Raw genomic sequence first — 22,845 nt, 5'->3', positions numbered from 1 at the left:
CGTTCGCCCCCGCCGTTCGCCCTTCCAGGAGGGGCGAACGGCGCCTACTGCGGCCCCCGCACGTCCTCCCGCCCCCGCAGCGCCCGCTCCAGGTCCTTCAGCGCCTGCCCCAGCAGCCGCGTCCCCGCCCGCACCACGTCCCGCTGCACCCCCGCCGGCGCCTGCGCCAGCCGTTCCTCCAGCCGCGCCTGCGCCTCCCGCACGGCGCCGAACTCCACCGGCTGCCCGGTGAGCAGCGCCGCCCCCGCGAGCGCCGTGGCCAGCCGCAGCTCCTCCGCGTACTCCGCCGTCCCCGGCACCGGGTCGGCGTCGGCGGCCGGCAGGTGCGCCTCCAGCAGGACGGCGACCCGCCCCAGGTGCCCGACGGCCGCCCGGGCCCGGTCGACCTGGCGCCGGGACACCCCGGGCAGCCCGGAGGCGTGCCGGCCCGGTTCGGCGTCGGCGCGCTGCATGGCCTGGAGCAGTTCCGAGCGGGCCTCCCGGGAGTCCAGCAGCGCGGCCCGCACCGCCCGCCCGCGCGGCGCGGCCGGGTCCTCGTAGCAGGCGACCACCGCGGCCGCGTACCGCCCGGCGGCGGCGAGCCACTCGGCCAGCCGCTCCCCGAGCCGGGCGGTCTGCCAGGTCGGGAAGAGCGCGTACGTCACCAGCGCCACCGACCCGCCGAGCAGGGTGAGCCCGACCCGTTCGAAGGCCGTCGTGAGCGGGTTCCCGGCCTGGAGCCCGAGCAGGAACACCACGTACGTCGAGATCCCGACCGTCGTCAGCGCGTACCCGGTCTGGAACGCGAGGTACGACCCGCCGATGCACAGCACGGCCAGCGCGGCCAGCACCCACTCCCCGGGGTGGGTGAGCTGCACCACCAGCGTCGAGACGGCGACCCCGACGACCGTCCCGGCCAGCCGGGCGACACCCCGGCTGTAGGTCTGGGCGAAGTCCGGCCGCATCACCATCGCGGCGGTCATCGGCGCCCAGTAGCCGTGGTGGAAGCCGACCAGCCGGGCCAGCAGGTAGGCGACGGTGACCACCCCGGCGAGCCGGACGGCGTGCTGGAAGATCGCCGAGCGCGGCCGCAGCTGCCGGCGCACCGTCCGCAGCGCGACCGGCAGCATTCGGAGGATCGACGGCTTGTGCAGCGCCCCGCCCGCGCCGATCACGGGCGTGGTGATGGTGTCCGCGTCGCCCCGCTCCAGCGTGTCCGCGGCCTTGCGCAGCAGCCCGCCCAGCCGGCGGGCCGACCGCCGGGCCGCCCCCTGCAGCCGCGGCCCCTCGTCCGGCGGGACCAGGGTGAGCGTGGGCGCCGAGCGGGGCAGCCGGACGGGGTCGCCGGTGCGGACGGCCCGGGCCAGGGCGTCCATGACCTCGGCGGCGGCCGCCAGCACCTCACGGGCCCGGTCGCGTTCGGGCCCCTCCTCCGGGGCGCCCACCTTGGGGTCGGCGAGCGCGGCCAGGGTGGGCCGGATGCGCTCGGCGAGGCCGCGCAGGCCGCGCAGTTCGGCCGGCCGGTGGCGGTCCTGCCAGGGGGTCAGGGCGGCGGCGTGCCGGGCCGTCATGAACGGCGCCGGGTCGACGTGCGCGGTCGGATCCTGCCTCAACCTGCGCGCGTAGTCGGCGAGTTCCGCGTAGGTGTCGGCGAGGGCGTCCCGCTGGGCACTCCAGCTCCCGATCGGCCACAGGGTGATGACGACGGCTTGGACGACCCCGCCGAGGGCGGCGACCAGCCCGTGTCCGAGCGCGGCGGTCGCGCTGACCGGGAGCTGGACGACGATCAGCATCACCGAGACGGTGTTGGTCGCGACCACCCCGGCGGTCGGCCCGATCGCCCAGGCGAGCCCGGCGCCGAAGGCCCACACCGCGAGCAGCACCGGGAACAACCCGGGGACCCCGGCCGCCAGGTAGCCGAGGAAGGTGCTGACCCCGAGCCCGGCCCCGGCCGCGACGGCGAGGCTGGCCCGGGGCCGGAAGCTGCGCTGGAAGGTGGCCGTGCCGGCGATGAAGGCGCCCATCGCGGCCGAGGTGGCGAGCCCGACCCCGCCGAGCGCGAGGGTGGGGAAGAGCACCAACGCCACCGCGACGGCCCCGCGCAGGGCCCGCTTGGGGTCGGTGAGCGCCCGGTCGAGGGTGAGTCCGGTCCGCGCGGTGTCGCGAAGGGCGGCGAACCAGGACATACGGGTCAGCCTAGGCGACCGGCGCTCGTGACCGCCGGATCCGCCGCAGCCGCGCCGCCGCCCAGAGCAGCGCGCCGGTCGGCAGGAACACCGCGTCCGCCGCGATCATCGCGAGCGAGAACACCGGCAGCCCGAGCAGCAGCGCGATCCCCAGGTGCTCGGCCAGCAGCACGGCCAGCAGCACGTTCTTGACCCGCCGGTTGAGCAGCGTGAACGGGAACGCGACCTGCACGACCACCGTGCCGTACGAGATCAGGAAGACCGGCAGCAGCGCCGAGCCGACCAGCCCGGACAGCCACGGCCAGGGCGTGAAGTAGTCCAGGTGCAGCGGGTAGTACAGCGCGGTGCCGTCCTGCCAACGCGAGCCCTGCACCTTGTACCAGCCGGCCGTCGCGTAGATCAGCACCACCTCGACGGCGATCACCAGCATCGCGCAGTTGTGCACCATGTTCGCCAGCGCGTCGAGCACCGCGCGCGGTTCGCCGTCCGGCCGCAGCCGCCCGAGCGTCCACCAGAGCCCGGCCACCGCCCAGAGCCCCCAGAACAACGGCGCCCAGCCGACGTACGGGAAGGTCCGGACCGTCCAGGTGAGGCTCTCACCGGAGAAGCCGCCGACCTGGCAGGCCGCCAGGACGGCGCCGAGCAGCACCCAGAGCACCACCCCGGCCCGCCCCGGCCGGGCCCGCCGGGCGTCCAGCGACCACACCTCGGCACAGCGGGTGAAGACCAGGTAGACCGCCATCAGGTGGACGACGTTGTCACCGCCGTCGCCGAGGAAGACGTTGCGGTTCTGCAGCGACAGCACGGTGACCAGGAACAGCACCGCACTCGCCCTGGTCCGCCAGCCCAGCACCACCGCGACGGCGGCCAGCACCGCCAGGTGGTAGACCAGCTCGGACCAGGGCCGCCCGCCGAACCACGGCAGCACGGTGAACGCCCCGTTGTCGGTCAGCAGCCGCTCGGCCAGGTCCATCGACCAGGGCGACCGGTCCCCGTACAGCACCCGCCGGTTGGGCCACTCGCGCAGCAGGTAGGCGAGCCAGACCAGCCCGAAGCCGATCCGCACCACGGCGGCCTGGTGGCGGCCCAGCGCGCGCCCGGTGAAGGCCGCCATCGCCCGGGCGGCCAGGTCGGTCGGGCCGGGCCCGCGCGGCGCCGGGTCGGGCCGGGGCCCGGGGGCCGAGCCGGCGCCGGGCGGTTGCCCGGCCTGGCGCGGGATGCCCTCCGACCACCGCTGCTCGGGCTGCGGCGATACCTCCGGCGAGAACTCGGGCGAGAACTCGGACGCCACGTCGGGCGAGAGTTCGGGCGACACCTCCGGCGACACCTCGCTCACCCGAGCTCCCGGTAGTCCTCGTCGTCCACCGGCCACCAGGGCAGCTCCCGCACCTTCGGCGCCGGTGGCGCGGCCTCGCCGCTCCAGGACGGCGGCGGGACGGTCACCGCGGTGGCCCGGAACTCGATCTCCAGGATCCGCTCGCCGTCCACCTCCCGGCCGATCCGTTGCAGCGCGATCCGCTTGAGGTACTGCTCGGCGAGCCTGCCGCGGGTGTTGGTCAGCGCCTCGTCCTGCGGGTTGTGCGAGCCGTCGTAGAAGTCCCAGGCCCGGCGCAGCACGTTCTGGTCGACGTGGCTGGGGGCGGGGTTGTGCCGGATCGCGGCGAGGTCCTGCGCGGTCAGCCCGGTCCAGTCGCGGGTGCGGGTGGTGCCGTCGGCGGCGGCCGTGCGCACCCGGGCGTCCAGGCTGACGTTCTGCTGCAGCGGATTCGGCGCGAACAGCCGCCAGTTCTGCTCGAACTCCGGGTACACCAGGCCGTCGACCTCGTCCCGGTACTGCCGGGACAGCGAGTTGGCCGGCGCGACGTGCAGGAACACCGCCGCGAGGAAGAGCCCGGTGCCGACCACCAGCACCGCCGCGGTCAGGCCGAGTACGAGCTGCGCGGGCGTCGACCAGACCCGTCCGGCGGCCGGGCGGTCCGTCGTCTCCGTCATGGCCTCCCCGGCCCGGTCGGCGCGCCGCCCGGGTCCCGTCCCGGCGCGGTCGCGCGCCCATCCTGCCCTACCGGGCGAACACGACGGTGCCGGACGGGGCCACCGGACCACCGGACCACGGGGCTACGAGGCCACAGACCTACAGACCTACAGGACGAAGGCGTCCTGGTCGGTGCTGCTCACCATCGGACGGCCCGCGCCCTCCCAGGCGTACATGCCGCCGTCCACGTTCACCGCGTCCCGGCCCTGCTGCACCAGGTACTGGACGACCTGCGCGGAGCGGCCGCCGACCCGGCAGAGCACGTACAGCTTCCCGTCCGGCAGTTCGCCGATCCGGGCGATGACCTCGCCGAGCGGGATGTGCAGCGCGCCGTCCACGTGGCCGGCGTCCCACTCGTCCTGCTCGCGCACGTCCAGCAGGGCTGCGTCGGCGGGCACTGCGGCGGCGGTGGTGGAGGGGATCTGCGCGAACATCGTGTGGCTCTCCTGGGGCTGGGTCGGGTCGGTGCCATTGTCGCCCACCGGCTGCCGGTGGCCGTCGCCCGCCGCGGCCGGGGCGCCGAGCAGCCGCTCCAGTTCGGCCTGCTGGGCGGCGGCCTTGGCGAGCAGTTCCTCGGCGAGCTGCTCCAGCAGCCGGTCCGGGTCCTGCGGGGCCAGCGCGAGCAGCTGGCCCATCGGGGTCTGTTCCAGCCGGACCTGCTCGGTGGCGGTCTCGGTGATCTTGCCGGTCAGCCACTCCAGCCGGCGGCGCAGCCACTCCAGCCGGTCGGGGGAGTCGGCGCCGGGCGCGGCCTCGGGCGCGGTGGACCACTCGGCGGACAGGCCCTCCAGCGCGGCGGCGTCGCCGACCGCGTAGGCCTCGTTCACCCGGGCCAGGAACGCGGCCCGGCGCTGCTGCTCGGCCGGGTCGGTGCTGAGGTCGGGGTGGGCCCGGCGGACCAGCTCGCGGTAGATCCGCTGAGCGTCCCGCCCGGGGCGCACCCGGGCCGGCGCGGCGGGCGGCGGCGGGGCCGCCTCCTGCTCCCGGACGGAGTCGAACAGCGCGTCGAGGTCGGGCAGTTCGTCGACCTGCCGGCGGGCCTCGGCGGCCCGGCGGAGGTCCTCGGGGTGCCCGGTCCTGGCCGCGACCGCCTCGGCGACCAGCGCCTCCAGCTCGTCCAGCCGGGCGTAGAGCGGGCCCAGCAGCTGATGGTGGATCAGCGCGAAGTTGTCGATCTCGACCCGCAGCGTCTGCACGTCGACGTCCATGCTGAGCCAGGCGAGTTCGGCGGCGGCGACCCGCTCCTCCAGCTCCTGCTGCTGCGGGTCCGTCCAGCGGACGGGGCTCTGCGCGGTCACTTCTCGCCTCTGTCTCGTCCGGCCGGCTGCGTCCTGCGGAGCCGCCTCGCGGGGTGGCCCGGCCTGCCACCCTACCCTCGCGCGCGAAAGCCCCGTCCGGGTGAACGGGGAGTGCGAACCGGCGCGCGCCGCACGGCACGCAACCGATCCTGAGGAATCTCCCCGTTTCGCTATCACGCCCGGGCCGGTCCGTGCTTCGCTAGGGCGTGTCTGATGATTCGCGTCGGATCAGCGCGCGGCGTCGGGCACCCGGCGGACTCGTTCAGACACGCCCTCAAGCCCGGCACGATCCACAGGACACGCCCCGGGTTTCCGCACAGCGTGCCTTCCTCCGGAGAGACGGCCGCCTCCAGGCGTGGCGGCCAGGCGGGAGCAGACCGAATCCATGGTGGCCGAGTCCAACTCCACACCGCGTCCGGCGGACGCCGAGGCCGTACCGGGCGACCACCCGACCGGCGTGGCCGCCCTGGTCCGGCTCGCCCTCGTCCTGATCGACCGGGCCGGACGGATCGCCCAGTGGAGCCGGGCCGCCGAGGAACTGTTCGGGCACCGCGCCGAGGTCGCCCACGACCGGCCGGCCAGCGGACTGCTGCCCGCCGTGGAGCCGCTCGCCGCCCCCGGCCAGGCCGCCGGATCCGCCGTGCGCCGCCGCTGCGACGCCCTGGACACCCTGGCCGCGCTGACCGCCGACGGGCGCCCCTGGGCCGGCCAGCTGGCCGTCATCGACCGCGAGGAGCACCTGCGCGACGTGCTCTGGTGGGCCTGGCCGCTGCCCGACCCGTTCGGCGGCCTGCTCGCCCTCGCCGCCGACGCCCGACCGCTGCGCACCGCCGGCCCCCGACTCGCACTCGGCGAGCGGCTGCTGCCGTTCGCCGCCACCCCGCCCGCCCGGGGCGGCTTCCACCGGCTGGGCGCGGCCCTGACCCCGCCCGGCCGGCTGCGCGCCGGTCTGCTGTCGGCCGACCGGCTGGCCGGGCTGCTACCGGCCGGTTCGGCCGCCCGCCGGGCGCTGCTGCTCGACGTGCTGGACCAGGCCGGTCTGCCCGCCCTGCGGCTGGACCCGGCCACCGTGCTGCCGGTCCTGCCCGCCGACCCGCAGACCGCCGCCGCGCACGCCGCCGCCGGACTCGGCCGCCGCTACCCGACCGCCCAGCAGCGCGCCGCCCGGGTCGGCCCGCCGCCGCAGCCCGCGCAGTCCGCGCCCCCGGCCCGGACGGTCCGGGGGCGGACGCCCGGCCCGCTGCCGGCCCAGCGCGAGACCGCCGAGCGGTCCGCGGCCGCCCAGCCGTCCGGCGCCGTCGGCGCCCCGGCGGGCGTCCCACCGACCACCCCGACGACGACCACCCCGCCCCCGACCGCCCCGTCCCCGACCGGAGGAGGAGCCGCCATCGAGCCGGCCGCCGCCGAACCGCCCGCCAACGGCCGTCCGCCCCGCCGTAGCGACCAGCCCCCCACCGGCGCCGAGGGCGCCCCGTCCGGGCGGCTGAGCCCGTTCCTGACCAACGGGCAGGCCGGCGAGCAGCTAGCACTGCTGAACGAGGTCGGCGGCAAGGTCGGCACCACCCTGGACCTCGGCTTCACCGCGCACGAGCTCTGCCAGGTGCTGGTCCCCCGGGTCGCCGACTTCGCCTGCGTTGACCTGGTGGACGGGCTGATCTCCGACTCCGAGCTGCCGGCCGCCCGCCCGGACGACGACACCATGCTCCGCCGGGTCGCCCTGGTCTACAACGAGACCGGCGGCGCCTGGGACCACGTGCTGTCCGAGGGCTCGCTGGTCAGCATGCCTCGCCGCACCCCGCCGGGGATGGCCCTGCAGCTGAACCAGCCGGTCCTGGTCCCGGTGATCAGCGCGGACGTCGCGGTCGACTACGCGATCGCGCTCGGCGGGGCCCGGCTGGCCCAGGTGGTCTCCGGCCGCTCGATGCTGGTGGTGCCGCTGTCCGCCCGGGGCACCGTGCTGGGCATCCTCAAGCTGCTCCGGCTGCCGGACCGCGCCCCCTTCGACGAGAGCGACGCCGCCACCCTCAAGGAGCTGGCCGTCCGCGCCGCGCTCTCCCTGGACAACGCCCGGCTGCACCGCGCCGAGGCCAGGGTGGCCACCACCCTCCAGCGCTCGATGATCCCGACCCGCCCGCCGCAGATCCCCGGCGTCCAGATCGCCCACCGCTACCTGCCGGGCGACCCGAAGGCCGAGGTCGGCGGCGACTGGTTCGACGCGATCCAGCTGCCCGGCAGCCGGGTCGCCCTGGTGGTCGGCGACGTGATGGGCCACGGCCTGCACTCGGCGGCCGCGATGGGCCGCTTCCGGACGGCCATGCAGACCCTCGCCGCGCTCGACCTGCCGCCCGGCCAGCTGCTGCGGCACCTGGACAACCTGGCCCACAAGCTCGGCGACGACCACCTCGCCACCTGCCTGTACGCGGTCTACGACCCGATCAACCGGACCTGCGAGCTGGCCAGCGCCGGCCACGTCCCGCCGGTGCTGGTGCACCCGGACGGCTCCGGCGAGCTGCTGGAGATCCCGGCCGGCGCGCCGATCGGGGTCGGCGGGGTGCCGTTCGTCGCCAAGACCATCGACGTCTCGGACGGCTCGATGCTGGTGCTGTGCACCGACGGCCTGGTCGAGGTCCGGGGCGGCGACATAGGAGCGGGCCTGGCCGCGCTCTGCGGCAATCTGATCGACCCGCGGCAGAGCCCCGAGCAGGCCTGCGACGTGGTGCTCAAGCGGCTGCACTCGGACGACCGGAAGGACGACGTCGCCCTGCTGGTGGCCCGCTTCGACGGGGTCGCCCCGTCCGAGGTGGCCACCTGGGACCTCAGGGTGGACCACCGCGAGGTGCGCCGGGCCCGCTCGCTGGTCCGCGAGCAGCTGGCCGGCTGGCACCTGGAGGCGCTCAGCGACATCACCGAGCTGCTGGTCAGCGAGCTGGTCACGAACGCCGTCCGGGTGGCCCGGGACCGCGTCCGGCTCCAGCTGATCCGGGTGGACAAGCTGCTGGTCGAGGTCAGCGACGACAACCACAACCTGCCGTCGCTGGAGCCGGCCGAGCAGTTGGGCGAGACCGGCCGCGGCCTCACCCTGGTGACCAAGCTCGCCGAGCGCTGGGGCACCGCCCGCAAGGCGGTCGGCAAGGTGGTCTGGTTCGAACTCCCCCTGCCGCACGCCTGACGGCCGGCTGCCCGACGGCCGTCAGACGGCGGGTGGGTCAGGGGACGAGCGCGCCCGCCGGGCGCCGCCGGGCCTCCACCGCGACCTCCCGCGACGCGGTCGCGGCCACCGAGGTGGCGGCCCCGACCCCGGCCAGCACCCGCGGCCAGAAGTCCCCGAACACCTCGACCGCGACGGCGAGCAGCAGCGCGGTGATCACCGCGACCACGTGCTCCAGACCGGCCAGGTTCGGCAGCACGACCGCCTCGCCGACCATCATGACCACCACCAGGCCGGCGGTGAGCCAGGCCCGGCAGCGGAACGCGATGCAGATCGCCAGTGCCACCACCGCGGCCGACGGCCCGGTGTCCCGCACGTAGGCGACCCACTTCGGGAAGCCGAACAGGTGATCCGGGCCGAGTGCCACGCCGATCCGGGCGAACAGCGTGCCCGCCAGGGTGCAGGTGTAGGCCACCACCAGGGTCATCCGCCGGCCGAGCACGATCTCGGCGACGCCGAAGACCACGAACACCTGGGCCAGTGCGCCCCAGACCGGCAGGTCCAGCGCCGGCACGTACAGCGAGAGCGGGGTCCGCAGCAGCGAGACGTCCAGCGGCAGCGCCGCCTTCACCACCCCGATGCGGTTGACGAAGTGCTCACCGCCCGGCAGGTGCTGGGTGATGCTGAACAGGAGGATCAGAAACGTCGCCGCCGTGGCCATCGGAACGGCGGCGAACTTCTTGCGCACCACCGCGTCCCGCACCGTCGCGTACAACGTCCCCCACTCGGCGGCAGCGGCCGATCTGGCCAACACCAGCGACCCCTCCCGCACGCCCCCCGCGTGGGTCCTGTCCATCACAACCGTTACTCCCGAATCCCCGAACTTTCTGAGCTACTCCAACATTAGAAGCCTCTTAACAAATCCACATCGGCATAGATGCGGATCAGGGTCATCCTCTGGGGGGAGGGATATCCCTGACCTCACCCCCTATCCGACCGCCCGGTCCCCTCCGCCCCCCGGCGGAGGGCTACCCCTTCCCGTCCCGCGCCGCGACCGGGAGCCGGGGCGCCACCACGGCGGCCCCGGAGTGCCGGCGGCGGAACAGGGCGGGCAGGCTCGGCGCGACGATGAAGCCCTCGGCCCGCGCGCTGGCGATGCCGATCCGCGGGATCTCGCTGCTCTTCTCGAACAGCAGGTAGCGGGGCTCCCAGATCGGCCGGTACTTGGCGTTCGCGCGGTACAGCGACTCGATCTGCCACCAGCGCGAGAAGAAGCCCAGGACGGAACGCCACAACCGCAGCACCGGGCCGGCGCCGAGCCGCGAACCGCGCTCGAAGACCGAACGGAACATCGCGAAGTTCAGCGACACCCGCTTCAGCCCGACTTCCTCGGCACGCTGCAGCAGCTCGATGACCATGAACTCCATCAGGCCGTTCTCGGTGTCCCGGGCCCGGCGCATCAGGTCCAGCGAGAGCCCGTCCGGGCCCCACGGGACGAAGCTCAGCAGCGCCTTGAGCTCGCCGTCGCCGTCGTGGCACTCCAGCATCACGCAGCGGCCGTCGCCCGGGTCGCCGAGCCGTCCGAGCGCCATCGAGAAGCCGCGCTCGGTCGCCCCGTCGCGCCACTGGTCGGCCTTGGCCACCAGTTCGGCCATCTCGCACTCGGGGATGTCCTCGTGCCGGCGGATCCGCGTCGTGTACCCGGCCCGCTTGACCCGGTTGTACGCCTGGCGGACCACCCGCATCGCCCGGCCGTCCAGCGAGAACTCGTCCAGCTCGACGATCGCCTCGTCGCCCAGCTCCAGCGCGTCCAGCCCGTGCCGGGCGTAGATCACCCCGGCCTCCTCGGAGGCGCCCATCACGGCCGGCGCCCAGGCGTGCTCGCGGGCCTCGGCCAGCCAGGTGTCGATCGCGCCCGGCCAGGCCTCCGGGTCGCCGATCGGGTCGCCCGAGGCCAGCGAGACCCCGCCGATCACCCGGTAGGTCACCGCCGCCTTGCCGCTGGGGGAGAAGATCACCGCCTTGTCCCGGCGCAGCGCGAAGTAGCCGAGCGAGTCCCGCTCGCCCTGCTTGTCCAGCAGCGAGCGCAGCTTCGCCTCGTCCTCGGGGTTCAGCAGTTCCTTGCCGCGCGGGCTGCGGAAGGCCACGTAGAGCACCAGCAGGAAGAGCACCGCGCCCATCGCGTTGATCGCCGCGTTGACCCAGGTCGGCGAGGAGATCACCGAGCGCAGGTGCTCCGAGGGGTTGATCGTGATCATCCGGCCGACGGAGTAGCGGAAGAGGTCCCAGAAGCCCGCGCCGCCGAGCCCGTTGGTCGCCCAGACCAGCAGCGCGCCGACGACCCCGCCGAACAGCAGCCCGCCGACGAAGGTGGCCGCCGCAGTCTTCGGGTTGGAGCGGTCGCCCTTGGACGTGAAGTCCTTCCGCCCGATGACCAGCGCCAGGACGAACAGGCAGGTCAGCACGGTGGAGATGTAGTTGAGCGGGTGGGCCTTGAACCGCTCGCCGGGCATCACCATGGCCAGCAGGTACAGCACCGCGAACATGCTGGCCAGGGCCGCGTTGAAGATCCAGGCGGCCCGCTTGCGCCGCCGCATCGCGATGGCCAGGAAGACCGCCAGCACCGCGCTGGCCAGACCCGAGGTCATCAGGTACGGGGTGAAGTACTCACCCTCGTTGTGCTCGTTGACCTGGTTCCCCCACGGCACCAGCAGCACCGTCGCCACGTTCAGCAGCGCCAGCAGCCGGAGGTACCACACGGAGACGGCGGCGGCCCGCGGGCGCCAGCGGTCGAGCACGCCGACGGGCCGGGGCCCGGTGGACGTGGCGGAAGGCTCCGACTTCACAGTGGACGACACAGCTCAATTCCAAACGATCAGATGGTGGGGCGCATCCGCACACGGCCCGGCGACGGGTGCCCGCAGGGGCCCGACGGACTGACCGGCGGCCCTCACCTCGACCGGGCGCCCACTGAATGGAGCAGGCCGACAAAGGGCAGCCAACTCCATGGTTCCCCACCCGGCCTGAGAATTGCGTGAACCGGGTAGCGGATTCCCACCCCCGCCATGTGGCGGGGGTAAGGACCGCCATCCGTTCGGCGCCCCACCCCGGCTACCCCTACCCTCGAAACGACCCGCGCGGACCGCCCGACCCCGGCCGCCAGAACCGAGGAGGCACCATCACCGACACCCGCGTGCTGATCGTGGACGACGAGATCCTGGTCCGCTCCGGCCTGGGCCTCATCGTCGGCTCCGCCCCCGACCTGGAGGTCGTCGGCGACTGCTCCGGCGGCCAGGCCGAGGAGCACGTCCAGCGCCTGCGCCCGCACGTGGTGCTCCTCGACATCCGGATGCCGGACCTCGACGGCATCTCGGTGCTGCGCCGGCTGCGCGCCCTGCCGGACCCGCCCGCCGTGGCGATGCTCACCACCTTCGACAGCGACGAGTACATCGGCACCGCGCTGCGGGCCGGCGCCTCCGGCTTCCTGCTCAAGGACACCGCCCCCGAGCAGCTGGTCCACGCCGTCCGGGTGCTCGCGGCCGGCGGCAACATCCTGTCCCCGACCGTCACCCGCACCGTGATCGGCGGCTACGTGGACGGCGGCGGCCCGGACGCCGAGGCCACCTCGCTCGCCCGCACCCTCACCGGCCGGGAGCTCGACGTGCTGGCCCTGCTCGGCGAGGGACTGTCCAACGCCGAGATCGCCGACCGGCTCTTCCTCGGCACCGGCACCGTCAAGGACCACATCAGCGCGATCCTCGGCAAGCTCGGCGCGGCCAACCGGGTCCAGGCGGCGGTGCTCGCCCACCGGGCCGGGCTGGTCCGGCCGAAACCCGGCGACGGGGCATGACGGCCACCGAACAGCTGCCGTCCAGACGGCTCCCGGCCTGGTGCACCGCCCCCTGGCTGATGCTGCTGCTGCCCGCCCTCTACTCCCTCCTGGACGCCGCCCTGGTGGCCCGGAACTCCCCGTGGTGGCAGATCGCGCTCTCCACGCTGGCCGCCGTCGCCCTGCTCTGGCGCCGCCGCTTCCCGGTGGCGGCGCTGCTGCTCACCATGCCCGGCAGCTACGTCGACGACATCTGGCTGGCCCCGATCACCGCCGTCTACACGGTGGCCGCCGAACGCCCCCGCCCGCGGATCGTCATCCCCTGCGCGACCCTGTTCGCGCTGGTCGAGTTCTTCCACTGGCCGCTGTCCGGGCAGACCCTCGGACTCAGCCGGGACACCGCGCTCTACGCCATCCAGTCGGTGATGCTGGCCGCCGGCCCGGCCGCCACCGGGCTGCTCGCCCGCACCCGGCGGGAGCTGGCCGCCCGGCTCGACGAGCTGACCCGCGGCCAGGAGCGGGAGAGCCGACTGCTCGCCGAACGGGTGCTGATCAGCGAGCGCGGCCGGCTCGCCCGGGAGATGCACGACGTGGTCTCGCACCAGGTCAGCCTGATCAGCATCCAGGCCGGCGCGCTCCAGGTGAGCACCGCGGACCCGGCCGCCGCGACCACCGCCCGCACCATCCGCGAACTGGCCGTCCGCACCCTCGACGAGCTGCGCCAGATGGTCGGGGTGCTGCGCAGCACCGCCGGCCCGCGCCCGGACGCCCCGCTCGCCCCGCAGCCCCGGCTGGCCGACCTGCCCCGGCTGATCGCGGAGAGCGGGCTGGCCGCCGACACCGAACTGAACCCCGGTGACCGCCCGTGGCCGGAGGCGGTCGAGCGGGCCGCCTACCGCACCGTCCAGGAGGCGCTCACCAACATCACCAAGTACGCCCCGGAGGCGGCGGTGCACGTGAAGGTCCGGGCGAAGGGGCGCCGGCTGCGGGTCGAGGTGCGCAACGACGCGCCCCCGGTCCACCCGGACGAGATCCTGCCGGGCGGCGGCCACGGCCTGGTCGGCCTGCGCGAGCGCGCACAGCTGCTGGGCGGCTCGCTCAGCGCCGGCCCCACCCAGGACGGCGGCTTCGAGGTCCGCGCCGAGCTGCCCGCCACCCGTTCCTGACCGGGACAACGAGAAAGCCCCGCAGATCCGTAGATCTGCGGGGCTTCGCTGTGCGCGAGGGGGGAGTTGAACCCCCACGCCCTTTCGGGCACTGGAACCTGAATCCAGCGCGTCTGCCTATTCCGCCACCCGCGCATGGGTGTCGTCTTCGTTGCCGACCGATCTTCCGAACCGCTCGGTACCATGTGGTCTTCGCGTTTCCTTGGACCGGCCTCCCTGGTGGGCGGCCCTTCCGACGTGGAAAACAGTAGCACGACCCGGGGGGCCGCTCCGAATCCGTTCTTCGGCGGGACGAAGCGCATCCGAACGGATGCACGACGAACGGGCGAGCGAGTGACGGGAGCCCACCCGGGCGGGCACACCTGGCGTGCCGTACCCGGTATGCGTCACCCTGTGTGTCCGAGCCCACCCCCGGGCACCACGCTGTCCGGGAACCGTACGGAAGGGCCCGGCGTGGATACGATCAGTACGGAAGTACCGCAAGTAGGCACGACCGACTCCCGGCGGGATCCGGTCGGCAGGCAGGCGAACGAACCCTGGAAGGGGGTGTCCCATGGGAGTGCTGAAGAAGTTCGAACAGCGACTTGAGGGTCTCGTCAACGGCACCTTCGCCAAGGTGTTCAAGTCCGAGGTCCAGCCCGTGGAGATCGCCGGTGCGCTGCAGCGCGAGTGCGACAACAACGCGAGCATCTGGAACCGCGACCGCACCGTCGTGCCGAACGACTTCATCGTCGAGCTGAGCCCGCACGACCACGAGCGGCTCAGCCCCTACTCCGGGCAGCTGGGCGCCGAGCTGGCCGGCATGGTCCGCGAGTACGCGGAGGCCCAGCGGTACAGCTTCATGGGCCCGCTCCAGGTGAACCTGGAGAAGGCCGACGATCTGGACACCGGCCTGTACCGGGTGCGCAGCCGCACCCTGGCGGCCGAGGAGCCCCAGCAGTACGCCCCGCAGCAGCAGCAGCCCGGATACGACCGCCAGCCGGCCGCCCCGACCCCCGGCGCACCGTGGCAGCAGACCGGCGCCGGCCAGTACGGCGCGCCCCCGCCGCCGGCTGCGCCCCCGGCGATGCCCCAGGGCCCGCCCGCGACGTCCGGCGGCAACGTCCGCGCCTTCCCCGGCGCCGGCCACGGCGCCTCGCTCCGCCGCTGGATCGAGGTGAACGGCGCCCGCCACCAGATCACCGGCGCGGCCTGCGTGCTCGGCCGCTCGACCGAGGCGGACGTGCGGATCGACGACCCCGGGGTCTCCCGCAAGCACGCCGAGATCCGCCCCGGCACCCCTTCGATGGTCCTCGACCTGGGATCCACCAACGGCATCGTGGTGGACGGACAGCACACCCAGCGCGCTACGCTCCGCGACGGCTCCCGCATCGTCGTGGGCTCCACCACCATCGTCTACCGACAGGTCGAAGGGTAGTGTCCGAGTTGTTCGCGCGCCTCGCTCACCGACAGGCGGGCCGGCCATGTCAGAACTGACCCTCACGGTCATGCGGCTGGGCTTCCTGGCCGTGCTGTGGCTGTTCGTCATCGTCGCGATCCAGGTGATCCGCAGCGACCTGTTCGGGACCAAGGTGAACCCCCGCTCCTCCCGCCGCGGCGCCAACTCCGCTCCGGGCGGCGCCGCCGCCGCTCCGGCCGCCGGGCGCACCGCGCAGGCCCCGGCCGCAGGCCCCGCGGCGGGCCAGACCCAGGGCGGCGGCCGCCGCCGCGGCGCCCCGACCCAGCTCGTGGTGGTGCAGGGCTCACTGGCCGGGACCACCGTCGCGCTCCAGGGCCAGACCATCACCCTGGGCCGCGCGCACGACTCCACCATCGTGCTGGACGACGACTACGCGTCCTCCCGGCATGCCAGGATCTATCCGGATCAGACTGGGCAGTGGACGGTCGAGGATCTAGGCTCCACCAACGGCACCTATCTGGACCGGCAGCGCCTGACCGCGCCCACTCCGCTCCAGCCGGGCATGCCGATCCGTATCGGCAGGACCGTCATCGAACTGCGGAAGTAGTAGCGCATGAGGGACAGCATCCCGTCCATGACCCAGAGGGGGGCACAGGTCGCATGACCCTGGTGCTGCGCTTCGCCGCCGGCTCCCACAAGGGACTGATCCGGGAGGGGAACGAGGACTCCGGCTACGCCGGGCCGCGGCTGCTGGCCGTGGCCGACGGCATGGGCGGCGCCGCGGCCGGCGAGGTCGCGTCCTCCGAGGTGCTCGGCTCGATCGTCCGACTGGACGAGGACGTGCCGGGCGCCGACCTGCTGACCCTGCTGGGCGACGCCGTCCAGGGCGCCAACGACCGGCTCCGGCAGATGGTCGAGGAGGACCCGCAGCTGGAGGGCATGGGCTGCACGCTGACCGCGATGCTCTGGACCGGCCAGCGGATGGGCATGGTGCACGTCGGCGACTCCCGCGCCTACCTGCTGCGCGACGGCTCGCTGGTGCAGATCACCCAGGACCACACCTGGGTGCAGCGCCTGGTCGACGAGGGCCGGATCACGCCGGAGGAGGCCGAGACCCACCCGCAGCGCTCGCTGCTGATGCGGGCACTCGACGGCCGCGGCCAGGTCGAGCCCGACCTGTCGATCCGCGAGGTCCGCGCCGGCGACCGCTACCTGATCTGCTCCGACGGCCTCTCCGGCCCGGTCAGCCACCAGACCCTCCAGGACACCCTCGGCAGCTACTACTCGCCCGAGCAGACCGTGCAGGAGCTGATCCAGCTCGCGCTGCGCGGCGGCGGTCCGGACAACATCACCTGCATCGTGGCGGACGTCATCGACGTCGGTGCCACGGACACCACGAGCGGCCAGTACAACGACGTCCCGGTGGTGGTCGGCGCGGTCGCCGACACCCCGCCGTCCTCGGCCGCCGCGGACCGCTCGATCGCCGACACCCCGGCCGGCCGCGCCGCCGGCCTCGGCCGCACCCCGCAGGGCGCCTTCGGCCCGGCCGAGGGCTACGACGCCGGCTACGGCGCCGCCCAGGGCGGCTTCGGCCCCGCAGAGGGCTACGAGGGCGAGTACGGCTACGGCTCCGGCGAGCCCTCGGTGTACGGCGCCGAGGAGTTCGACGAGGAGCCGCCCGCGAAGCGCAAGCGCAAGGGCCTCACCGTCTCGGTGGCCGTCCTGGTCACCCTCGGCCTGCTCGGCGGCGCCGGGTTCTTCGGCTACCAGTGGACCCAGGACCAGTACTACGTCGCCAAGCAGGGCGACCACGTCGCGGTCTACCAGGGCATCAACCAGAACCTGGCCGGCCTGAGCCTGTCCTCGGTGCACACCGCGTACAAGGACGTCGAGCTCAAGTACCTGCCGCAGGACCAGGCCGAGCACCTGAACAAGACCATCTCGGCCGACAGCCTGGGCGCCGCCACCGCGACCGTCCAGGAGCTCGACGGCTGGGTCAAGCTCTGCAAGAAGGTCGCCGACGCCCGGACCAACCCGGGCACCCAGGGCACCCAGGCGGCGCAGGCCACCCACGCCGCGTTCCTGGCCGTCACGCCCACCCCGGGCGAGAAGACCCGCCCCCCGGTGGCCCCCACCACTCCGACCCCGGCCACCCCGACCCCGACGGCCCCGAGCCCGACCGCACCGGCACCGAACGCCGCCGCGCCGAACACCGGCCCGTCGGGCGACCTCTCCGGGCTGACCGAGGAGGAGCGCAGCCGGGCCGACTCCTGCCCGAAGCAGTGACCTCCGTGATCCGACATAGGCCCGCCCCGAGCGGGGCAGCCGGCCGTCAGGGAGCGGTCACCACGTGAGCACCTACGACCTGAGCGACGACACCGGCCGGGCCGGCAGGCGCCGGACGGCCACCGACCGCGCCGCCTCCCGGCGCCGGGCCAACACCACCATCTCCCTCCAGGGCGCGCCGAACCGGCGCAACACCGAGCTGGCCCTGCTGGCCTTCGCCGTCGTGCTGCCGATCCTCGCGTACGCCAACGTGGGCCTCGCGATGGACTCCGCGCTGCCGAGCGGCATGGTCGGCTACGGACTCGGCATGGGCGCACTGGCGCTGGTCGCGCACCTGCTGGTGCGCCGCTTCGCGCCGTACGCGGACCCGCTGATGCTGCCGATCGCCACCCTGCTGAACGGTCTCGGCGTGGTGATGATCTGGCGGCTCGACAAGGCCGGCAAGCTGCTGAGCGCCAACTTCCCGGCGGCCCGCAACCAGCTGATGTGGTCGGCCCTCGGGATCGGGCTGTTCATCGGCGTGATGGTGTTCCTGAAGGACCACCGGGTGCTCCAGCGCTACACCTACATCTCGATGGTGGCGGCGCTGGTCCTGCTCGCCGCGCCGGCCTTCTTCCCGGCCCGGGCGGAGGACTTCGGCGCCAAGATCTGGATCCGGATGGGCGGCTTCTCCATCCAGCCCGGCGAGTTCGCCAAGATCATCCTGACGGTGTTCTTCGCCGGCTACCTGATGGTCAAACGCGACGCCCTCGCCCTGGCCAGCCGCCGCTTCATGGGCCTGTACCTGCCGCGCGGGCGCGACCTCGGCCCGATCGTCGTGATCTGGCTGCTCAGCCTGCTGATCCTGGTCTTCGAGAACGACCTCGGCACGTCCTTCCTGTTCTTCGGCCTGTTCGTGGTGATGCTCTACGTCGCCACCGAGCGGACCAGCTGGATCCTGTTCGGCCTGCTGATGTCGATCGGCGGCGCGGTCGCGGTCGCCATGACCACCAGCCACGTCAAGGTCCGCATCGACGCCTGGCTCGACCCGATGGCCGCCTTCGGAGCACACCCGCCGAAGGGCGCCACCGAGCAGATCGGCCAGTCGCTGATGGCGCTCGGCTCCGGCGGGGTAACGGGCTCGGGCCTCGGCCAGGGCCGCTCCTGGCTGATCAACTTCGCCGCGAAGAGCGACTTCATCCTGGGCTCGTTCGGCGAGGAGCTCGGGCTGACCGGCCTGATGGCGATCTTCCTGCTGTACGCCCTGCTGGTGCAGCGCGGACTGCGCACCGCCCTCGCCGCCCGCGACCCGTTCGGCAAGCTGTTCGCCGTCGGGCTCTCGTCGGCGATGGCGCTGCAGGTCTTCGTCGTGGCCGGCGGCGTCACCGGGCTGATCCCGCTCACCGGTATGACCATGCCGTTCCTCGCCCAGGGCGGGTCGTCCGTGGTCGCCAACTGGGCGCTGGTCGCGATCCTGCTGAAGATCAGCGACAGCGCCCGCCGACCCGGGGTCGAAGCGACCCCGGCCACCGAGGGCCAGGGAGGACCCGTCCGATGAACAAGCCGATCCGCCGGGTCTCGATCTTCTGCCTCGTCCTGATCCTGGCCCTGATGGTGCGCACCAACTGGGTGCAGGGCGTCCAGGCCGACGCCTGGGCCACCAACAAGAACAACAAGCGCCAGCAGTACGACCGGTACGCGCACCCGCGCGGCAACATCATCGTCGGCGGCCAGCCGGTCACGAAGTCCGACTTCGTCAACGGCCTGCGCTACAAGTACAAGCGCTCCTGGGTCGACGGCCCGATGTACGCCCCGGTCACCGGCTACTCCTCCCAGGTCTTCGGCTCCAGCCAGCTGGAGAACCTGGAGGACGGCATCCTCTCCGGCACCGACGACCGGCTGTTCTTCCGCAACACCCTGGACATGCTGACCGGCGAGCAGCAGCGCGGCGGCGACGTCGTCACCACGATCAACGCCAAGGCGCAGAAGGCCGCCTGGGACGGCCTCGGGGACAAGAAGGGCGCCGCCGTCGCGATCGACCCGAAGACCGGCGCGATCCTGGCGCTGGTCTCCACCCCGTCCTACGACCCGAGCACCATCGCCGGCAGCGAGAGCGGCGACTCCAAGGCCTGGACGGACCTCAACGCCGACCCCAACAAGCCGATGCTCAACCGGGCGCTGAAGGAGACCTATCCGCCCGGCTCCACGTTCAAGCTGGTCACCGCGACCGCCGCGTTCGAGAACGGCCTGTACCAGAACATCGACGACCAGACCGCGACGCCGGACCCGTACACCCTGCCGGGCACCCAGACGGTGCTCAACAACGAGTCGCCGCTCGAGAAGTGCGGGAACGCCACGGTCAAGTCGGGGATGGACCAGTCCTGCAACACGGTCTACGCCAAGATGGGCGCGGACCTCGGCAAGGACAAGATGCGGGCGCAGGCCGAGAAGTTCGGCTTCAACAGCACCATCGACACCCCGGTCCGTTCCGAGAAGAGCATCTTCCCGAGCAGCGCGAGCCTGGACGGCACCGCGCAGGACTCGATCGGCCAGCACGACACCCGCGCCACCCCGCTGCAGATGGCCATGGTGTCCGCCGCGATCGCCAACAACGGCAGCCTGATGCAGCCGTACCTGGTCGACCAGGAGCGCTCGGCCTCGCTGACCACCATCTCCAAGCACACCGAGAAGCAGTTCTCCCAGCCGATGAGCCCGGCCACCGCGCAGAAGATGCAGGACCTGATGGTCTCGGTGGTGGAGAACGGCACCGGCAAGAGCGCCAAGATCCCCGGCCTCCAGGTCGGCGGCAAGACCGGTACCGCGCAGCACGGCGAGGACAACGCCGGGCTGCCGTTCGCCTGGTTCACCTCGTGGGCCAAGACCACCGACGGCCAGTCGGTGGCGGTCGCGGTCGTGGTCGAGGACGGCTCCAACAACCGCGACGGCATCAGCGGCGGCCGGCTGGCCGCCCCGATCGCCAAGGCGGTGATGCAGGCCGTCCTCGGCAAGTGAGGAGGAGGCCCGACCGTGAGTGGAAAGTCACGATCGACACCCCCGTCCGGATACCGGTCTGATATCGGCCGACGGCCGACTCCGGTCCGATGCGGTGCGACCGGTAGCGTATCCGCCAGCAGCGGGTGTGCCCGTTGCCGCCCGCGAGACGGCGCACGGCCCGGCCGGAGAACCGGTCGAGACCCGCTCGGCGTCACCCTGAGCGTGCGGGGACACCTACGTCACAACCTCGCCGGCAGGTGAGGGAGAGGGTCGGAACTATGGAAGAGCCTCGTCGCCTAGGCGGCAGGTACGAGCTCGGCGGCGTCCTCGGACGCGGCGGCATGGCCGAGGTGTACCTCGCCCATGACACCCGGCTCGGCCGTTCCGTCGCAGTGAAGACGCTCCGGGCCGACATGGCCCGGGATCCGTCGTTCCAGGCCCGCTTCCGCCGCGAGGCGCAGTCCGCGGCGTCCCTGAACCACCCCGCGATCGTCGCCGTGTACGACACCGGCGAGGACTACATCGACAACATCTCCATCCCGTACATCGTGATGGAGTACGTCGAGGGGTCCACCCTGCGCGAGCTGCTGCACTCCGGCCGACGGCTGCTGCCCGAGCGCGCGCTGGAGATGACCATCGGCATCCTGCAGGCGCTGGAGTACTCGCACCGCGCCGGCATCGTGCACCGTGACATCAAGCCGGCCAACGTGATGCTGACCCGGCAGGGCAACGTCAAGGTCATGGACTTCGGCATCGCCCGTGCGATGGGCGACGCCGGGATGACCATGACCCAGACCTCGGCCGTCATCGGCACCGCCCAGTACCTCTCCCCCGAGCAGGCCAAGGGCGAGCAGGTCGACGCCCGCTCCGACCTCTACTCCACCGGCTGCCTGCTGTACGAACTGCTGACCGTGCGCCCGCCGTTCGTCGGCGACTCCCCGGTCGCGGTGGCCTACCAGCACGTCCGGGAGGAGGCGCAGCCGCCGTCCGTCTTCGACCCCGAGGTCCGCCCCGAGATCGACGCGATCGTGCTGAAGGCGCTCGCCAAGGAGCGCGACTACCGCTACCAGAGCGCCGACGAGATGCGCGACGACATCGAACGCTTCCTCGACGGCCTGCCGGTGGCCGCCGCCCAGCAGGCCGCGGCGTACGGCATGGGCGCCGGGTACGGCTACGACCAGAACGGCTACCCGCAGCAGCACGACCCGTACGGCCAGACCAACGTGCTGCCGCAGCAGCCCGGCGGCGGCCCGACCACCGTTCTGCCGCAGGCCGGCGGCCAGCCCGGCTACGGCCCGCAGGGCGGCTACCAGGACGACGGCTACGGCCAGGCCTACGCCGACGGCCCGGCGGGCGGCGGCCACGACGACGGCTACGGCCGGGACGGCGGCCGGCGCGGCGAGCAGCCGCCGAAGAAGAGCAACACCTCCTGGATCGTGCTGGCGGTCGCCGCCGTGCTGGTCCTGGTCGGCACCTTCTTCGTGGCCCAGGCCATGTTCAACGGCAACGGCGGCGGCACCACGGAGACCCCGAAGGTCGCCGTGCCGAACCTGGTCGGCAAGAGCCTGGCGGACGCCAAGACGGCCGCGGCCGCGGCCGGTCCCAAGCTCGTGGTGGCCGAGGGCGACAAGCTCGCCTGCCCGGACGCCAACATCAAGAAGGACCAGGTCTGCACCCAGAACCCGGCCGTCGGCGGCCAGGTCGCGGAGAACAGCACCATCACCGTGCAGGTGTCCTCCGGCCCGGCCAAGGCCCCCCTGCCGAACGTGGTCGGCAAGACCAAGGACCAGGCGACCAAGGCGCTCGGCGACGCCGGCTTCACCAACGTCACCACCGAGTACAAGGACGACGACACCGCTCCGCAGGAGAACGTCACCGCCCAGGACCCGGCGGCGGGCACCGCCGGCGACCCGACCGCCCCGGTCAAGCTGACCGTCTCGCAGGGCAAGTCGAAGGTGACCGTGCCGAACGTGGCCGGCGCGCAGAAGGAGGTGGCGCAGGCCCAGCTGGAGGGCCTGGGCTTCCAGGTCGACACCTCGAAGACGGTGCAGACCACCGACCAGAGCAAGGCGAACACCGTCGCCGCGCAGTCGGTCCAGGCCAACACCAAGGTCCCGGCCAACACGAAGATCACGCTGACGATCTTCAAGATGCAGGACAAGCCCCAGGTCCCGCCGCTGCAGAACGTCAAGCTGTCGGACGCCATCTCGCAGCTGGGCAAGGTCGGGCTGCTCTACACGGTGGTGTCCGGTCCGTCGGACCCGAACGCCATCGTCGTGAGCACCAACCCGCCCGCCGGCACCCAGCTGGACCCGAACACCCAGGTGATGCTCATCACGAAGCCGGCCGATCCGCCCAAAGGGGGTGACCCCCTCTCCCCCTCACCCTCCAACACCAAAGGGGGGAGCAACAACTAAGCCCTGGTTCCCCTGGATCTGAGGCTTGGTGGGAGTTGTCCGGCCGTGCGCCCGCGGGGGGGGCGGCCGCCAGGAGGGGGGGGGGCGCGGGGGGGGTGGGGGGGGCGGGAGTGCGCAGCCGCCGCCCCCGCC

At 73.2% G+C, this 22,845-nt stretch carries 15 protein-coding genes and 1 tRNA gene; 9 read left to right on the top strand and 7 right to left on the bottom strand.

Annotated features, from left to right (window positions below; all coding sequences use genetic code 11):
- Nucleotides 1-44 precede the first annotated feature (44 nt).
- The 4 genes from ACFV6D_RS30850 to ACFV6D_RS30835 form a co-directional block, all read right to left on the bottom strand.
- Nucleotides 45-2,165 carry an FUSC family protein gene (locus tag ACFV6D_RS30850; protein ID WP_380562037.1) on the bottom strand — a complete coding sequence of 707 codons (2,121 nt, stop codon included), beginning with the start codon at nucleotides 2,163-2,165 and terminating at the stop codon, nucleotides 45-47.
- Nucleotides 2,166-2,175: 10 nt separating this feature from the next.
- Entirely contained in the window at nucleotides 2,176-3,501 is a 1,326-nt protein-coding gene (locus ACFV6D_RS30845) for an HTTM domain-containing protein (RefSeq protein WP_380562035.1), read from the bottom strand.
- Entirely contained in the window at nucleotides 3,498-4,157 is a 660-nt protein-coding gene (locus tag ACFV6D_RS30840) for a DUF5819 family protein (protein WP_363368186.1), read from the bottom strand. Before ACFV6D_RS30840 ends, ACFV6D_RS30845 begins: the two co-directional genes overlap by 4 nt.
- Before the next feature lie 147 nt (nucleotides 4,158-4,304).
- Nucleotides 4,305-5,495 carry a rhodanese-like domain-containing protein gene (locus tag ACFV6D_RS30835; protein WP_063348441.1) on the bottom strand — a complete coding sequence of 397 codons (1,191 nt, stop codon included), beginning with the start codon at nucleotides 5,493-5,495 and terminating at the stop codon, nucleotides 4,305-4,307.
- Nucleotides 5,496-5,850: 355 nt separating this feature from the next.
- On the opposite strand from ACFV6D_RS30835, the gene ACFV6D_RS30830 reads away from it, so the two are divergent.
- A complete protein-coding gene (locus tag ACFV6D_RS30830; protein ID WP_380562033.1) occupies nucleotides 5,851-8,664 on the top strand; it encodes a SpoIIE family protein phosphatase in 2,814 nt (937 codons plus the stop codon).
- A gap of 37 nt (nucleotides 8,665-8,701) precedes the next feature.
- Here the strand turns inward: ACFV6D_RS30830 and ACFV6D_RS30825 are convergent, their stop codons facing one another.
- Nucleotides 8,702-9,457: a hypothetical protein gene (locus tag ACFV6D_RS30825; RefSeq protein ID WP_380562031.1), complete on the bottom strand. Its 756-nt coding sequence runs from the start codon at nucleotides 9,455-9,457 to the stop codon at nucleotides 8,702-8,704.
- Between the two features lie 214 nt (nucleotides 9,458-9,671).
- On the bottom strand, nucleotides 9,672-11,501 hold the full coding sequence (locus tag ACFV6D_RS30820; RefSeq protein ID WP_380343307.1) for a phosphatidylglycerol lysyltransferase domain-containing protein: 1,830 nt from the start codon (nucleotides 11,499-11,501) through the stop codon (nucleotides 9,672-9,674).
- A 341-nt stretch (nucleotides 11,502-11,842) separates the two neighbouring features.
- On the opposite strand from ACFV6D_RS30820, the gene ACFV6D_RS30815 reads away from it, so the two are divergent.
- On the top strand, nucleotides 11,843-12,493 hold the full coding sequence (locus ACFV6D_RS30815) for a response regulator transcription factor (protein WP_244293637.1): 651 nt from the start codon (nucleotides 11,843-11,845) through the stop codon (nucleotides 12,491-12,493).
- Nucleotides 12,490-13,638 (top strand): sensor histidine kinase, encoded by a 1,149-nt coding sequence (locus ACFV6D_RS30810; RefSeq protein ID WP_380428125.1) that lies wholly within the window; start codon nucleotides 12,490-12,492, stop codon nucleotides 13,636-13,638. Before ACFV6D_RS30815 ends, ACFV6D_RS30810 begins: the two co-directional genes overlap by 4 nt.
- A 51-nt stretch (nucleotides 13,639-13,689) precedes the next feature.
- Here ACFV6D_RS30810 and ACFV6D_RS30805 read toward each other — a convergent pair.
- A tRNA-Leu gene (locus ACFV6D_RS30805) sits at nucleotides 13,690-13,773 on the bottom strand.
- A gap of 418 nt (nucleotides 13,774-14,191) precedes the next feature.
- Here ACFV6D_RS30805 and ACFV6D_RS30800 point away from each other — a divergent pair.
- From ACFV6D_RS30800 to pknB, 6 genes are all read left to right on the top strand, one after another.
- On the top strand, nucleotides 14,192-15,055 hold the full coding sequence (locus ACFV6D_RS30800) for an FhaA domain-containing protein (protein ID WP_380562029.1): 864 nt from the start codon (nucleotides 14,192-14,194) through the stop codon (nucleotides 15,053-15,055).
- Between the two features lie 46 nt (nucleotides 15,056-15,101).
- The gene (locus tag ACFV6D_RS30795) at nucleotides 15,102-15,644 is read left to right on the top strand and encodes an FHA domain-containing protein (RefSeq protein ID WP_380562027.1); all 543 of its coding nucleotides are present in this window, start codon (nucleotides 15,102-15,104) and stop codon (nucleotides 15,642-15,644) included.
- Nucleotides 15,645-15,697: 53 nt separating this feature from the next.
- Nucleotides 15,698-17,323, top strand: a complete 1,626-nt coding sequence (locus tag ACFV6D_RS30790) for a PP2C family protein-serine/threonine phosphatase (RefSeq protein WP_380428127.1) — start codon at nucleotides 15,698-15,700, stop codon at nucleotides 17,321-17,323.
- A gap of 160 nt (nucleotides 17,324-17,483) precedes the next feature.
- Nucleotides 17,484-18,860, top strand: a complete 1,377-nt coding sequence (locus ACFV6D_RS30785; RefSeq protein WP_063351252.1) for an FtsW/RodA/SpoVE family cell cycle protein — start codon at nucleotides 17,484-17,486, stop codon at nucleotides 18,858-18,860.
- Complete coding sequence (locus ACFV6D_RS30780) at nucleotides 18,857-20,314, top strand: peptidoglycan D,D-transpeptidase FtsI family protein (RefSeq protein WP_380562025.1); 1,458 nt, start codon at nucleotides 18,857-18,859, stop codon at nucleotides 20,312-20,314. Before ACFV6D_RS30785 ends, ACFV6D_RS30780 begins: the two co-directional genes overlap by 4 nt.
- Nucleotides 20,315-20,574: 260 nt before the next feature.
- The gene (pknB, locus tag ACFV6D_RS30775) at nucleotides 20,575-22,713 is read left to right on the top strand and encodes a Stk1 family PASTA domain-containing Ser/Thr kinase (RefSeq protein ID WP_380562023.1); all 2,139 of its coding nucleotides are present in this window, start codon (nucleotides 20,575-20,577) and stop codon (nucleotides 22,711-22,713) included.
- Nucleotides 22,714-22,845 lie beyond the last annotated feature (132 nt).

It is taken from the genome of Kitasatospora sp. NPDC059812, from assembly GCF_042732075.1.
GTDB lineage: Bacteria > Actinomycetota > Actinomycetes > Streptomycetales > Streptomycetaceae > Kitasatospora.
Note: the sequence above shows the minus strand (reverse complement) of the source record. Positions and strands in the feature narration are given on the sequence as shown.

What these genes read in the sequence shown, in the direction of transcription:
- ACFV6D_RS30790 (WP_380428127.1), top strand. Translation starts at nt 15,698, where the DNA reads ATGACCCTGGTGCTGCGCTTCGCCGCCGGCTCCCACAAGGGACTGATC.
- ACFV6D_RS30810 (WP_380428125.1), top strand. Translation starts at nt 12,490, where the DNA reads ATGACGGCCACCGAACAGCTGCCGTCCAGACGGCTCCCGGCCTGGTGC.
- ACFV6D_RS30780 (WP_380562025.1), top strand. Translation starts at nt 18,857, where the DNA reads ATGAACAAGCCGATCCGCCGGGTCTCGATCTTCTGCCTCGTCCTGATC.
- pknB (WP_380562023.1), top strand. Translation starts at nt 20,575, where the DNA reads ATGGAAGAGCCTCGTCGCCTAGGCGGCAGGTACGAGCTCGGCGGCGTC.
- ACFV6D_RS30800 (WP_380562029.1), top strand. Translation starts at nt 14,192, where the DNA reads ATGGGAGTGCTGAAGAAGTTCGAACAGCGACTTGAGGGTCTCGTCAAC.
- ACFV6D_RS30795 (WP_380562027.1), top strand. Translation starts at nt 15,102, where the DNA reads ATGTCAGAACTGACCCTCACGGTCATGCGGCTGGGCTTCCTGGCCGTG.
- ACFV6D_RS30850 (WP_380562037.1), bottom strand. Translation starts at nt 2,165, where the DNA reads ATGTCCTGGTTCGCCGCCCTTCGCGACACCGCGCGGACCGGACTCACC.
- ACFV6D_RS30840 (WP_363368186.1), bottom strand. Translation starts at nt 4,157, where the DNA reads ATGACGGAGACGACGGACCGCCCGGCCGCCGGACGGGTCTGGTCGACG.